The 14,899-nt window shown below is 41.8% G+C and carries 14 protein-coding genes and 1 tRNA gene; 13 read left to right on the forward strand and 2 right to left on the reverse strand.

All coding sequences use genetic code 11. The features are described from left to right. Positions 1-15: 15 nt before the first annotated feature. A complete protein-coding gene (locus IPP86_09815) occupies positions 16-3,081 on the forward strand; it encodes a T9SS type A sorting domain-containing protein (GenBank protein MBL0138812.1) in 3,066 nt (1,021 codons plus the stop codon). A gap of 38 nt (positions 3,082-3,119) precedes the next feature. On the opposite strand, the gene IPP86_09820 is transcribed toward IPP86_09815, so the two are convergent. Together IPP86_09820 and IPP86_09825 are read right to left on the reverse strand one after the other, a co-directional pair. Beyond that, entirely contained in the window at positions 3,120-3,461 is a 342-nt protein-coding gene (locus IPP86_09820) for a hypothetical protein (GenBank protein MBL0138813.1), read from the reverse strand. Further along, positions 3,448-4,023 carry a sigma-70 family RNA polymerase sigma factor gene (locus tag IPP86_09825; GenBank protein ID MBL0138814.1) on the reverse strand — a complete coding sequence of 192 codons (576 nt, stop codon included), beginning with the start codon at positions 4,021-4,023 and terminating at the stop codon, positions 3,448-3,450. Before IPP86_09825 ends, IPP86_09820 begins: the two co-directional genes overlap by 14 nt. 176 nt (positions 4,024-4,199) lie before the next feature. Between IPP86_09825 and IPP86_09830 the strand changes: the two genes are divergently transcribed. The 12 genes from IPP86_09830 to rplW all read left to right on the forward strand — a co-directional run bounded on the left by IPP86_09830 (position 4,200) and on the right by rplW (position 14,882). Continuing rightward, a tRNA-Leu gene (locus tag IPP86_09830) sits at positions 4,200-4,281 on the forward strand. Between the two features lie 104 nt (positions 4,282-4,385). Beyond that, positions 4,386-5,762 (forward strand): trigger factor, encoded by a 1,377-nt coding sequence (tig, locus tag IPP86_09835; GenBank protein ID MBL0138815.1) that lies wholly within the window; start codon positions 4,386-4,388, stop codon positions 5,760-5,762. 297 nt (positions 5,763-6,059) lie between these two features. Further along, positions 6,060-7,013 (forward strand): hypothetical protein, encoded by a 954-nt coding sequence (locus tag IPP86_09840; GenBank protein MBL0138816.1) that lies wholly within the window; start codon positions 6,060-6,062, stop codon positions 7,011-7,013. A gap of 232 nt (positions 7,014-7,245) precedes the next feature. After that, a complete protein-coding gene (gene clpP, locus IPP86_09845; protein ID MBL0138817.1) occupies positions 7,246-7,923 on the forward strand; it encodes an ATP-dependent Clp endopeptidase proteolytic subunit ClpP in 678 nt (225 codons plus the stop codon). A gap of 117 nt (positions 7,924-8,040) precedes the next feature. Further along, positions 8,041-9,282, forward strand: a complete 1,242-nt coding sequence (clpX, locus tag IPP86_09850; protein MBL0138818.1) for an ATP-dependent Clp protease ATP-binding subunit ClpX — start codon at positions 8,041-8,043, stop codon at positions 9,280-9,282. A 345-nt stretch (positions 9,283-9,627) separates the two neighbouring features. After that, the gene (locus IPP86_09855) at positions 9,628-10,023 is read left to right on the forward strand and encodes a 30S ribosomal protein S12 (protein MBL0138819.1); all 396 of its coding nucleotides are present in this window, start codon (positions 9,628-9,630) and stop codon (positions 10,021-10,023) included. A gap of 47 nt (positions 10,024-10,070) precedes the next feature. Continuing rightward, complete coding sequence (gene rpsG / locus IPP86_09860) at positions 10,071-10,538, forward strand: 30S ribosomal protein S7 (GenBank protein ID MBL0138820.1); 468 nt, start codon at positions 10,071-10,073, stop codon at positions 10,536-10,538. A 254-nt stretch (positions 10,539-10,792) separates the two neighbouring features. Further along, positions 10,793-12,919, forward strand: coding sequence for an elongation factor G (fusA, locus tag IPP86_09865; protein MBL0138821.1), 2,127 nt, complete (start codon positions 10,793-10,795; stop codon positions 12,917-12,919). A 44-nt stretch (positions 12,920-12,963) separates the two neighbouring features. Continuing rightward, a complete protein-coding gene (gene rpsJ, locus IPP86_09870) occupies positions 12,964-13,272 on the forward strand; it encodes a 30S ribosomal protein S10 (protein ID MBL0138822.1) in 309 nt (102 codons plus the stop codon). A gap of 71 nt (positions 13,273-13,343) precedes the next feature. After that, on the forward strand, positions 13,344-13,961 hold the full coding sequence (rplC, locus tag IPP86_09875) for a 50S ribosomal protein L3 (protein MBL0138823.1): 618 nt from the start codon (positions 13,344-13,346) through the stop codon (positions 13,959-13,961). Between the two features lies 1 nt (position 13,962). Beyond that, a complete protein-coding gene (gene rplD, locus IPP86_09880; protein MBL0138824.1) occupies positions 13,963-14,595 on the forward strand; it encodes a 50S ribosomal protein L4 in 633 nt (210 codons plus the stop codon). Next, positions 14,592-14,882 (forward strand): 50S ribosomal protein L23, encoded by a 291-nt coding sequence (rplW, locus tag IPP86_09885; GenBank protein MBL0138825.1) that lies wholly within the window; start codon positions 14,592-14,594, stop codon positions 14,880-14,882. The genes rplD and rplW overlap by 4 nt, the downstream gene beginning before the upstream one ends. The last annotated feature ends 17 nt before the right edge of the window (positions 14,883-14,899 follow it).

The following is a 14,899-nucleotide window of genomic DNA, read 5'->3' on the forward strand; positions in this document are numbered from 1 at the left end:
TCTCAATATAAACCAATGAAAAAAGACTTCCTTTCCTTAGTGTTGATGATGTTCTGGATTTACTCGTCCGCTCAAATTAATCCTGCCTTATTATCCAGACAAGTATATCATCCACAGGTTTCCCAGGTTAGGTTACTGGGTTTGACAAAACCTTTACGTGACACAAAACCGGTTCTCAGCAATCCTTCCGGAAATAAATTGAAACAGGCGAAGGAGGTTTTTAATGAGAAAGAATACAATCCGACTTTAAATCCTCAGGCGCTGCCAAAAGGTGCGGATCCATTACTGGATCGAAGGGTACATCGTACAGCGTCGGATATAGATACTATTTTTACAATTGAAGGTCTCAGTGATCCTAATATCTATCCACCGGATCCTTGTGGTGAAATTGGTAAAAACGAATTCATACAAATGACCAATGGAGGGAATGGTACCCTTTTTCAAATCTTCGATAAACAAGGTGCTTCCATATATGGCCCTGCATTTTGCAATACATTCTGGACTCAGTTTGGAACAACCGGATTGGGAGATCCGATTGTTATGTATGATCAGGCAGCGGATCGATGGATGCTTTCGGAACTCTCGAATTCATTTTCTGATGTTTTGATTGCAATTTCTCAAACCAGTGATCCTCTGGGATCTTATTACGTGTATGATTTTCAAACACCGGGGCTGCCGGATTATCCTAAATATTTCATTTGGAATGATGGTTATTATTTTTGTTCAAATGAAGGAAGTGGCGGATCACCTATATATGCCTTGAATCGTAATGATATGATCAATGGAGTGCAGTCTACTCAATTGCTCAGATGGACAGTTCCCGGTTTTAGTGCAATAGGTTTCCAACTTGCATCCGGCGCTGATTGGGATGGTTCAAATCCACCACCTATCGGCAGTCCTGCTTATGTACTCAGAGTTTATGACGATGCATGGGGTGGGGGAACAGATCATCTTGAAGTTTGGGAACTTGCTGTGAACTGGAGCAGTCCCGGGAGTTCAACACTTACCGGACCGACTGATTTGAATGTTACTTCATTCGACAGTGAACTTTGTCCGGGATTTGGGTATTGTGTTACTCAACCTTCAGGAGGTAATCTGGATGTATTGCAACAAGTTTTAATGCATAGAGTTCAATACCGGAATTTCGGTTCCTATGAAAGCATGCTTTGCAATCATGTAGTCGATGTCGACGGAACAGGAAATACATCCGGTGTGAGATGGTATGAGTTGCGCAAGTCAGGTGCAAATCCATGGAGTTTGTACCAGGAAGGAACTGTTAGTCCTGATGCGGAACATCGGTTTATGGGTAGTATAGCTCAGGATGCTTTCGGGAACATAGCTCTGGGTTATAGTGTTTCGAGTACAACAACTAATCCATCACTGCGAATCATTGCACGAAGTGCGGGTGACCCTCCCGGTCAAATGACATTTAATGAAATGCAAATTGCAAGTGGTCAGGGAAGTTTCCAAGGCGGGCGTTGGGGAGATTATTCCGAAATGTCGGTTGATCCTATTGAGAATGGCACATTCTGGTTTACCGGTGAATACATGGGGAACAATGACTGGACAACCAGGATTGTAAAATTTGTTCTCGCAAAGGATTCAAATGATTTGGCGGTAACATCTTTGCTCACGCCTGTCACTGCCGGAGGACTTGGCAATTCTGAAATAGTAAAAATAAATGTTCGTAATACAGGTATTGTAGCACAATCCAATTTCCAGGTGCATTACCAGGTGGATCAGGGAACCATAGTAACCGAAACTTATACAGGAACATTGCTTCCGGATAGTTCTGTCGATTATTCCTTTGCAGCAAGCACTGATCTTTCTGTTATAGGTCAATCCTACAATTTTACTGTGTATACATCTTTGGCCAATGATGCAAACCGCAACAACGATACTCTTCGTGCTGAGGTAACGCATCTTGTAGATCTTGATGTTAATTTGCTTGGGCTCAGAGGCGTGTCCGGGCTGGCTTGTGGCAGTTCACGTGATGCAGGCTACATCATCAGAAATGACGGAGCGAGCCCATTAAGTTCTGTTGTATTAAATTATATTTTGAATGGCAATCCGGTTGTCAGTTCTGTTGCAAACGTTTCTTTGAGCGCCGGACAACAGGATACTTTATATGTAAGCATAACAGGATTGTTGAATGGATCCAATTCCGTGATGTGTTATGTTTCATCCCCCAATGGACAACCGGATCAAAATACAAGCAATGATACTCTGCAGGCTGTATTTACCAACGTCATGCCCGGAATCGATGTGACACTGGAATTGAAGACTGACGATTTTCCGGAAGAAACTTCATGGGATTTGTATGATTCACACGGAAACCTAATGTTTAGCGGCGGAAATTATACTCAGTCGCAAACTGTTACTACACAGGTTTTTTGCCTGGAGGATTCCTGTTATGAATTTGTGATTCGCGACAGTTATGGCGACGGATTTGATTTTGGTGTTCCCGGTTATTTCAGACTGGTACGATGGGATGGAGTAGTGCTCACTACTAATACACTAACAAACTTCGGTTATTCCGAGTCGCATACATTCTGCGCGGATTACCAATGTTCACTTGGATTGAGCTCAACAATTACTGACGCGACAAGCTCAGTTGCAACTAATGGTGTAATTCTCGTAAGTGTGAATGGAGGTTCCGGACCTTATACATTTAGTCTGAATGGAGGGCCTGTACAGAACAATGGATTGTTTACATCCTTGTCAGCCGGCAACTACACAATTGTGGTAACAGACATCAATCAATGCAGTGACACGATACTCGCAACAGTTGGTATTCAAGTGGGTCTCGCTGAAATTTCTTCGAATGACGTTCAGGTTTCTTTGCAGCCTAATCCCGTCAATGAATTTCTGCATCTTGAAATTAAAGGGTTAAAAGGGCCATCTTACCTGGAAATTCAAGTTTACAATGTTGCCGGGAAGGTTGTCCGTCATGCAAAAATTCCTGCTTACGGAGATGTATATACAGGTACCGTTATTTTTGCAGACCAACCTGCCGGTATATATTTTATCAGGGTTATAAACGCGAATTACAAAAAGCTGATCAGAGTTGTGAAAAGCTGATTTAAAATTCAACACAAGAAAATCTATTTGGTTTGAATCTATGGTTTGTTGAAGTAATACAAACCGATAAATACAATCAGCATCAGCATCATCAAAATCAGGATGATCGAAATTAACTGAACGTGAGGGATAATCCTTTTGCGTTCAGTTTTTTTTCTGAGGTTACTGGCTTGTAATTCGTGTGTAATTCTCACCAGTTTCAGAGGGTCATTCATTTGCGACACACCTTTCAGTGCATCCGCGCAAAGTTGGCAATGCGTAAGATGCAAATCGATCCTGTGCCTTTCCGCTAGGATCAATCTGCCGCTGGTGTAATCCTGCAGATCTTCGAGGCTCAGATGTTTGTCGGCCTCAGTGATATGGGAATTATATTTTCTCATTAGATCTTTTCTCCAGGTAAATTTTCAGGTTTCTTTTTCCGTTTTGAATAAAGGTTTTAACCTGATTGTAGTCGTATCCGGTAAGCTCACTGATTTCGCGATAACTTTTTTCTTCCAAAAAGAATAAATGTATGCAAGTTCTTTGTTCCGTGTTCAGATTCTTCAGGGCTTCCGGTAAGTATGTTAAATGTACTTCTGTTGAGTCGTCCTTTTCGTTTTCCGGCTCATCAGCCATGATTTTATCTTCTCCGGAAAGACGGATTTTTGTTTTTTTGATTTTTTCTTCCTTCAGACAATAATTGCGGGTCACCGTATGCAGCCATGCGGAGAATTTCCGTATGTGATAGTGTTGAAGATCTGACGCCAGTTTTTCAAAGATAGCCAGAACAGCATCTTTGCTTTCTTCTTCATTTTTCAAATAATTCATGCTTACAGCGAAAACAAGGTGGCTGTAACGTTCAAAAAGTATGGCGAGGAGGTCCGGATTAGCCTCATGTCGGTATGATTCGATGATTTCTTCATCCGACAGGTGGACTTTTCGATTCGACCTTAAAAAACGCATATCTTAACGGGAAACGTACATCCATGATCCTGAATTGTATGAAATTCCATAATCTGTCCTTTGGGCAGCAGGGAAATTTATACTATCTTCGCACTCCCAAAAATTGATTCGTTCTTTGATTTTTGGAAATTGAAGGGTATTTTCTGAAAATGAGCATATTCTTCATCCGTTAATAAGCGCATGTGGCGTAATTGGCAGCCGCGCCAGACTTAGGATCTGGTGCCGAAAGGCGTGGGGGTTCGAGTCCCTCCATGCGCACTTATTTTAACCCGGAAATTTCAGGTCAGCTGTATTTGCAGACCTGAAACATCACGAGTACTTCTTCCGGGCAATTCAATCAGAACTATTTTAGAGAAATTGCTATGAATATCACGAAACAACAGTTGGATGATTTGAATGCGGTTGTAAAGATCGAGTTACAGCCGGCGGATTATCAGGACCGCGTAAGCCAGGTAATACGTCAGTATCAAAAAACAGCGAGTGTACCGGGATTTCGTCCTGGTAAAGTCCCTGCCGGAATTATTAAAAAAATGTATGGTAAAGCGGTTCTGGTTGACGAGTTGAATAAACTTCTTTCGGAATCACTGGGCAAATACATCTATGAAAATAAACTCGATGTAATCGGAACACCATTGCCAAAGCAAAGTGAGAAAGAACAGGCTTTTGAAGAAGGAAAAGAATTCGAATTCATGTATGAATTGGGAATCGCTCCGGCAATTGAAGTAAGTATGCCGAAGAAAAAAGTTCCTTATTACCTGGTAAAGATTGACGAGAAGATGATTGAAGACGATATCGCGGATATTCGTCGTCGTTATGGTAAATTCTCGAATCCGGAAGTATCTGAAGAAACAAATATCCTCTACGGAGAATTTAACGAGTTGGATGAAGAAGGAAATCTTCGTGAAGGTGGAAATAAAACCACAACTACGCTTTCTATTGAGATGATTAAAGATGTTCAGGAAAGAAAGCAATTCGTGGGTTTGAAGAAAGCTGATATCGTTCGATTCAATCCCCGTAAAGTAATTTCCAGCGAAGCGGAACTCACTGCTCTTTTAAAACTGGAAAAAGGTTCACCTTCACTTGAATCGGATTATCAGTTCACAGTGATGACGATCAACCAGATTGAGAAAGCTGAAATGAACCAGGAGCTTTTTGATAAAGTTTATGGCGAAGGAATTGTAACTACTGAAGAAGAATTCCGAGCTAAAATTAAAGAGGGAATCGCGGGCTATTTTGAACGTGAAAGTGACCGTAAGCTGAAAAAAGATTTACGCAATGTATTTCTGGAAGAAATGAATATTCCATTGCCGGATGCTTTCCTGAAGCGTATGCTGAAAGCAAACCAGGAGAAGGCAATGGATGAACATTCATTTGAACATGAATATTTTCATGTTTCAGAAGATCTTCGCTGGAATCTTGTTCAAAGCAAGTTCGCCGCGATAAACAACATTGAAGTTACTGAAGATGAAGTTAAAGATTTGTCGCGCCAGGTTATCCGTCAGCAATTTGCTCAATATGGATATTATGAAATGGAACCGGAACGTCTGGAAGACATTGCAACAAGATATCTGAACGAAGAAGGAAATTATGATAAGCTCGAAAGATCCATTCGTGAAAATAAAGTGTTTGATGTTTTGAAAAAAGAAGTGAAGCTCGATATGATTGAGCTTCCTTATGCTGACTTTGTAACTAAGCTGAATGAGAAAACAACTCACGAGCTGGAGCATCATCACGACTAAAAACCACTCCGTACTAAGTCCGGAATTTTATGAAAATAATAATAAGCCAGTCAATCAGACTGGCTTTTTTATTTATAACGTTTCCTGGAATTTTAGACTAGACTTTACTGCTATTGAGTTGTTGTATGAATGAAGTCGGAGTGAGGGCATAAGTTAAAAGATCTTCCGATTTTTAATTACCTTGTTGTTGCTTTAGTAGATTTTTTACCAATGAATCATTCAAAAATTTTCATTTTAATATTGCTGATGATATTGCCCTGCCGCAGTTATTGTCAGGATATTTCACAGGATAATTCAGTGCCGTCCCTAAGATTACCGGGTTGCCATACACCGGCACCATTCTACCCTTACATTTCACCTCCGCTTGGTTGGCTTGGTGACATTGCATTCGTAGGTCAGGATATATGGGTTGGCGGGAGTACCGGATGGATTTATAAAATAAAATCCCAAACAGGTCAGTTGCTGGATTCCATGGATACTCATCTCAATGTAGCTATTGATGGAATTACCTATGGAAATAATTCTTTGTGGGTTGCACAAAGTTATAATGGCAATTCCATTCTCAAGATTGACCCGGTTACTAAAACCATCCTTCAAACATTAACAAACCCCGTTGCTTCCCAGTTTACCCATGGGATGTTGTTCCATAATAATCAGTTATGGATAAATATGTTTTGGTCCGGCACTACGGATACAACTTTTGTGCTCGATACACTCTGCCACATTGTAACCAGGTTTCCGAACCATGCATACTACAGTCATGGTATTGCCTTTGACGGAACCAATTTCTGGATCACGGTGAATCAACAGCCTCCCAACCAGGACGAATATTTATTCAAGTATGATCAAAATTTTCAATTGCTTGACTCAATGCCGATTCCGGGAGGAGAATTCCCCAATGGGCTGGCTTATTATGGAGGTTGTCTCTGGCTTGCAAATGCGGATTCTCTTAATATCTATATCATGTGCGAAATAACATCGGGTATTTCTCATTCAGCATCAACAAAGGAGACGGTGGATATTTTCCCGGTTCCTGTTAAAGGTGAAATGAATGTTCGTTTTTCAGATCCTGAGGAAGTAAAGAGAGTGGAATTTTTTAATCCGTCAGGATATTTATTGTTGTGTAAGGAAAATGATGGCAGGGATGTGATCACGATACCTGCCTCTAATTTCAATTGCTCTTTTCTATTGGTTCGAATAGTCAGAAGGGATGAAAGCTATGATATTCGGAAAGTTATCGTAATGCAATGAGTTGATGTTCCGGATTCCCCAAAAATTACCTGTACATAATTGAACCTTTCGACCATTAATTTCGTTGAGGTTGTGGAATTGCTTTAAATGGATTGGTTTTCGTTGTTGAAAACTATTTCCAGTGGAAGGAAGTCCGGTGCAGGAGGGGAGTAATTTTGGTATGCTGAAAATATTTTTCGGCATGATGCGTCTACTAGTACAATAATATACCTCATAAACTTTAAGGAGAACTATGAATTATTCAGATGAATTTAGAAAGTATGCTGTGAAACACCGTGGAATCAGCAGCTTATCGGTCGACTCATTTGTTTCGGCTGTAAGAGCTGATTACATATCACCAACAATTATTGAAGAACGTCAGCTCAATATCGCGACCATGGATGTGTTTTCCCGTCTGATGATGGACCGGATTATCTTCCTCGGCGTAGGTATTAATGACTATGTATCCAATATCATCCAGGCTCAATTGCTGTTTCTTGAATCGGTGGATGCAAAGAAGGATATTCAGATTTACATGAATAGTCCGGGCGGATCAGTGTATGCCGGTTTGGGCATTTACGATACGATGCAATTTGTTCAACCCGCGATCGCTACGATTTGTACAGGCATGGCGGCTTCCATGGCAGCTGTGCTGATGTGCGCGGGAACAAAAGGCAAGCGGGCAGCTTTGAAACATGCCCGTATCATGATACACCAGCCAATGGGTGGAGCAGAGGGACAAGCTTCCGATATTGAAATCACAGCTCGTGAAATTCAAAAATTGAAGAAAGAACTGTACGAAATCATTGCCACTCATTCCGGACAGGAATACGATAGGGTTTGGAAAGATTCAGATCGTGATTACTGGATGACTGCGGAGGAATCCAAGGCCTATGGAATGATCGATGAAATTCTTACCAGGAAGAAATAAGAAAGAGCATTTCTTACGATTTTGATTTAAAACGCAAGCTTGAAGACCAAATAGTTTAAGAATTTGAACTATTTTCTTTAGCTTGCGTTTAAATTTTCTAATCCTTCGCTGTTTTTTATGAAAAATCAGAAAGAAATCAAGTGTTCATTTTGCGGACGTGATAAAAGCGAGACTTACGTATTAATCGCCGGTATCACAGGTCATATCTGTGATCAGTGTATTCAGCAAGCACAAAACATTCTCAATGATGAGATGAACAGTAAGCTGAAAAACACCATAAACGGACACCTGACCCTTTTAAAACCTACAGAAATCAAGAAATTTCTGGATCAATATGTAATTGGTCAGGATGAAGCTAAGAAAGTACTCGCTGTTGCGGTTTACAATCATTACAAAAGGATTTCCTCGAAAATTAAGAAGCAGGATGAGGTTGAAATTGAAAAATCGAACATCATCCTTGTAGGTGAAACGGGTACAGGAAAAACGCTGCTGGCACGTACCATTGCGAAGATGCTGAATGTTCCATTTTGCATTGCTGATGCAACAGTTCTCACTGAGGCAGGATATGTTGGGGAAGATGTAGAAAGCATTCTTACCCGTTTGTTACAGTCGGCTGATTACGATGTAGCCTCTGCGGAAAGAGGTATCGTTTATATTGACGAAATTGATAAAATCGCCCGTAAGAGTGATAATCCATCTATCACGCGTGATGTTAGTGGAGAAGGCGTACAGCAAGCATTACTCAAATTGCTAGAGGGTTCCATGGTTAATGTTCCTCCTCAAGGGGGAAGGAAGCATCCGGAACAAAAGATGATCACCATGGATACTCAGAATATCCTGTTCATTTGTGGTGGGGCGTTTGACGGAATCGATAAAAAGATCGCGAAACGTCTACAGGCGAATGCGATTGGATTCAAAGCCGGCAAGGATAATGACCAGATTGATAAGGCGAATTATTTACAATACATCTCACCAGTTGATTTGAAAGCTTTTGGAATCATTCCCGAGCTGATAGGCAGATTGCCGGTCTTGGCACATTTGGATCCGCTTGACAAGGTAACTTTAAGGGCTATTTTGTCTGAGCCGAAGAATGCATTGATGAAACAATACGAGAAATTGTTCCAAATTGAGGGAATTACCCTGAATGTAGACAAGGCAGTATTGGATTTCATTGTAGAAAAGGCTTTTGAATTCAAACTTGGAGCCAGGGGATTGAGATCCATCTGTGAGGCTATTCTATTAGATGCCATGTTTGAACTCCCGACCAGTAAGCAGGGGATTAAGGACTTTCATGTTACGCTGAGTTATGCCAAAGAGAAATTCGCGAAATCGAATGTTAATAAACTGAAAGTAGCCTGATCGAGGCTTTTCAAAATAATCCGTGCTGCCATCTTTATTGATGGCAGCTTTTTTTGTGCCATTTTATGAATTGAACAGCCTGAAGGCAAATATTTTAGGATACTTCGATTTTAGAATAAAATTCAGGAATTCTGTTCATAAAATTTTAATTTACTAATTTTTAATAATCATTTATCCCTGCTTTCCGGCCTTTTCCTTCTTTCGTCCAGATTTTCAGTCGATTTGTTGAAAATATTTTATCAACAGGATTTGGTAAATAAAAAAGATCGTGTACCTTTGCATTCCCTAAAAATAGGGTAAAAACGCATAATTACCTGAATCTTAACCCGAAAGAAACGATTAAGAATGCCTACAATACAGCAGTTAGTTCGCAAGGGACGTGAAAAATTGATTGATAAGAGCAAATCACCGGCTCTTGCATCTTGTCCTCAGCGTCGTGGTGTTTGTACACGTGTGTACACGACAACTCCAAAGAAGCCGAATTCGGCGATGCGTAAGGTTGCCCGTGTACGTTTGACCAACAAATACGAGGTTACAGCATACATTCCGGGTGAAGGGCACAATCTTCAGGAGCACTCTATCGTGATGATTCGTGGAGGCCGGGTAAAAGATCTTCCGGGAGTACGTTACCACATCATTCGTGGAACACTCGATACAGCCGGAGTTGAGGGTCGTAAACAACAACGTAGTAAATACGGCACAAAGCGTCCAAAAGCGGGTGCTCCAGCTGCTAAGAAATAATTAAAAAATTAAGAACGAAAGTTCGCAATCAACAGGACTGAAATACGATGCGTAAGTCGAAACCAAAAAAGAGAATTCTGTTACCAGATCCGAAATTCAACGATACACTGGTTACCCGTTTTGTGAATAACCTGATGTACGGCGGAAACAAGAGTACCGCTTATGGTATTTTTTACGATGCTGTTACACGTGTTGAAGAAAAGACCAAAGAAAATGGTCTGGATATGTGGAAAAAAGCAATGACCAACGTGATGCCAACCGTAGAGGTAAAGAGCCGTCGTGTAGGTGGAGCGACTTTCCAGATTCCGAGTGAAATTCGTCCGGATCGCAGAATTGCATTGACAATAAAATGGTTGATTTCATATTCACGCAGTCGTAATGAGAAATCAATGGCAGAACGTCTGGCTGGTGAAATCATCGCAGCTTCAAAAGGTGAAGGTGCTGCAGTAAAGAAAAAAGAAGATACGCACAGGATGGCAGAGGCGAACAAAGCGTTCTCTCACTTCAAAGCATAAATAAAAGAGTGCAGCACGAGACTATAGAAAGGGTCGCTTGCTGAAAATTGAATAAACGACGAGCAATCGTCACCCATAATAAGTAGTTCTTTCTTTTCAGGATAACCACTGACTTGCCGCAGAAAACGAGCAAGGGAAACTACAGGATAACTGAGTCGGACGCTGGAAACAGCGGAAGAGAATACCGGTTCAAAGTGTCCCGTTATCGCGAAAAAAGAAATAACTATCGTTATGATTAACGGATAACTAATCAGATGAGCAAAGAATTATCACATACTCGCAACATTGGGATCTCTGCACACATTGATGCAGGAAAGACGACCACGACCGAACGTGTCCTTTACTATACTGGTAAGGTTCATAAAATCGGTGAAGTACACGAAGGTGCTGCTACCATGGACTGGATGGTTCAGGAGCAGGAGCGTGGAATCACCATTACATCGGCGGCTACAACTACTTATTGGAATTACCTCAACGAAGTTTATAAAATTAACATCATTGATACTCCGGGACACGTTGACTTCACTGTAGAAGTTGAGCGTTCACTGCGTGTACTCGATGGTGCTGTCGCGCTTTTCTGTGCGGTTGGTGGTGTTGAACCTCAATCTGAAACAGTATGGCGTCAGATGAACAAATATCACGTTCCGCGTATAGGTTTTGTCAACAAGATGGACCGTGCCGGAGCGAACTTTTTGAATGTTGTTCAGCAGGTAAAAGAGCGTCTTCACGGAAATCCGGTTCCACTTCAGCTTCCTATTGGTGCTGAGGATATGTTCAAAGGTGTTGTTGATTTGATTTCAAACAAAGCCATTATCTGGCATGATGAAACGAAAGGAGCAACCTTTGATGAAGTTCCTATTCCGATCGATATGCAGGCAGAAGTGAATCACTGGCGTGCAAACCTGGTGGAAGCTGTTGCTGAATTTGACGATCACCTGATGGAGAAATTTTTCGAGAACCCGAATTCCATCACTGAAGATGAATTGCGTATTGCTATCCGTAAGGCTACTATCGCGATGAAGATTACTCCTTTGATGTGTGGTTCAGCCTTCAAGAACAAAGGTGTTCAGGCGATGCTTGACGGAGTGATCCAGTATCTTCCTGCACCAACAGATGTTGCTGCAGTAAAAGGAATCAATCCTGAGACAGATAAAGAAGAAGAACGCAGACCTGATCCAAAAGATAAATTTGCTGCTCTTGCATTTAAAATCATGACGGATCCTTTCGTGGGTCGTCTGGCTTTCTTCCGTGTATATTCCGGAAGACTGGATGCAGGTAGTTATGTGCTCAATGCACGTTCCAATAAGAATGAGCGTATCTCACGTATCATCCGTATGCACGCGAACAAACAAAGTCCGATCGACTTTATTGAAGCGGGTGACATCGGTGCTGCAGTTGGTTTCAAAGAAATCAAAACAGGAGATACACTTTGTGATCCAAACAATCCAATTGTACTTGAGTCCATGAGCTTCCCGGTACCGGTTATCGGTCTTGCGGTTGAGCCAAAGACTCAGGCGGACATGGACAAAATGGGTATGGCTCTCGCGAAACTCGCGGAAGAGGATCCTACATTCCGTGTACATACTGATGAAGAAACAGGACAAACTGTAATCTCCGGAATGGGAGAGTTGCACCTTGAGATCATCGTGGATCGTCTGAAGCGTGAATTTAAAGTTGAATGTAACCAGGGTGCTCCTCAGGTTAACTATAAAGAAGCTCTTACAGCAGGCACCAATCACCGTGAAGTTTACAAAAAGCAAACCGGTGGTCGTGGTAAATTCGCTGACATTCAGTTCGAGATTTCTCCTGCTGATAAAGAGTGGCTGGAAAAAGGTCATACCGGTCTTCAGTTTGTGAATGAAATTACCGGTGGTAATATCCCACGTGAATTCGTTCCTTCTGTTCAGAAAGGTTTTGAGCAGGCAATGAACAATGGTCCATTGGCCGGTTATCACCTCGACAGTATGAAAGTTCGTCTGTTCGACGGTTCTTACCACAGTGTTGACTCTGATGCTTTGTCATTCGAAATCTGTGCCAAGATCGGTTTCCGTGAAGCGGCAAGCAAAGCGAAGCCGGTGTTGATGGAGCCTATCATGAAGGTAGAAGTAGTTACTCCTGATCTGTACATGGGAGACGTAATGGGTGATTTGAACAAACGTCGTGGTCACCTTGAAGGTATGGACACACGTGCGGGAGCTCAGGTTATCAAAGCAAAAGTTCCGCTGTCTGAAATGTTTGGTTATGTAACTTCTTTGCGTACCATCACTTCCGGTCGCGCTTCTTCTACAATGGAATTCTCTCACTACGCTGAATGCCCACGCAGCCTTGCTGAAGAAGTAATTGCAAAAGCAAAAGGTAAAGCGAAAGCTGAAAAAGTATAATTGTAAAAATATTAGTACCGAATCTATATAAACGTTCTTTCATCATGTCTCAGCGAATCCGCATCAAATTAAAATCCTACGATCACAACCTGGTTGACAAATCAGCAGAGAAGATCGTGAAAACTGTGAAGATCACAGGTGCTGTAGTGAACGGACCAATTCCGTTACCAACAGACAAAAAGATCTTTACTGTTCTCCGTTCCCCTCACGTGAACAAGAAGGCACGTGAACAATTCCAATTGTGTTCATACAAGCGTCTTCTCGACATCTACAATTCCTCAGCGAAAACAGTGGATGCCTTAATGAAACTGGAGTTGCCGAGTGGTGTGGAAGTAGAAATCAAAGCGAGTTAATCAATTACAATAAATAAAATGGCGAATGTTTGAAGCAAAACTTCAAACCGCTGGCCCAAAAACGAAAAACCATGTCTGGAATTATCGGAAAGAAAATCGGAATGACAAGTGTCTTCGGAGCTGAGGGGAAATACATCCCCTGCACCGTGATTCTTGCCGGACCGTGTGTTGTTACGCAAGTGCGGACAAAAGAAAACGACGGTTATGAAGCTGTGCAGCTTGCTTTCGAAGACAAGAAGGACAAGCACACAACCAATGCAATGAAAGGTCATTTCAAAAAGACCAACACAACTCCAAAACGCAAAGTCATCGAGTTTCGTGAATTTCCGGAGCAACCGGCTCTGGGTTCAGAAGTGAAAGTGGATTTGTTTGTTGAAGGAGAATATGTGAATGTAGTAGGTACAAGCAAGGGAAAAGGTTTCCAGGGTGTTGTTCGCCGTCACCACTTTAGTGGTGTGGGTGGTCAGACTCACGGACAGCACAACCGTTTGCGTGCGCCGGGTTCATTGGGTGCCTCCTCAGATCCTTCCCGTGTAATGAAGGGTATGCGTGCTGCCGGTCACATGGGCGCGGCTCGCATTAAAATTCAAAATCTTGAAGTATTAAAAGTAATCCCTGAGCAAAATTTGTTGATCATTAAAGGAGCGGTCCCGGGGCATAAAGGTTCATATGTAATCGTTGAGAAATAACATGGAATTAGCAGTTGTCAATACATCCGGTAAAGAGACCGGCAAAAAGGTAAAGCTCAGTGACCAGATTTTCGGTATCGAGCCAAACGACCACGCGATTTATCTTGACGTGAAGCAGTTTCTGGCTAACCAGCGCCAGGGTACGCACAAATCCAAGGAGCGTGCTGAAATTGCACGCACAACCAAGAAACTGAAGCGTCAGAAAGGTACAGGCGGAGCCCGTGCAGGTTCAATGAAATCTCCTTTGTTCGTTGGTGGTGGCCGTGTATTTGGTCCTCGTCCGCGTGATTATTCTTTTAAGCTGAACAAGAAACTCAAGCACCTTGCTTGTCTTTCAGCGCTCACTTATAAGGCAAAAGAAAACGGCATTGCTGTACTTGAAAATTTCAAGTTGGATGCACCAAAAACAAAGGGCTATACTGAGATCATGAAAAATCTCAATCTGTCTAAGAAAAAGACTCTTGTTGTATTGGCACAATACGACTCGAACATTTACCTGTCGTCAAGAAATTTACAAAGAAACAAAGTCACTACAGCGGCTGAATTGAATACATACGATGTGATGAATGCGCAAACTATCGTATTGGTTGAAGGTTCTGTTCCTGTATTGGAAAATAGATTTTTAGCAAAATGAGCATCCTGAAGAAGCCCCTCATCACTGAGAAGATGACCAAAGCAGGTGAAAAGCTGGGTCAATACGGATTTGTTGTGAATATTAAAGCAAACAAAATCCAGATTAAACAGGCCATCGAAAAGATGTATAACGTGACTGTTGAAGATGTCAACACGATGCGTTATGCAGGAAAACGTAAAACACGTTATTCCAAAACCGGTGTGCAGGTTGGAAATACAGGTTCATTCAAGAAAGCTGTGGTTACCCTGAAGAAGGGTGAGACCATTGACTTCTACAGCAACATTTAATTTTAGGAGAGAAGCAA

This window comes from Bacteroidota bacterium (genome assembly GCA_016720935.1).
Lineage (GTDB): Bacteria > Bacteroidota > Bacteroidia > AKYH767-A > 2013-40CM-41-45 > JADKJP01.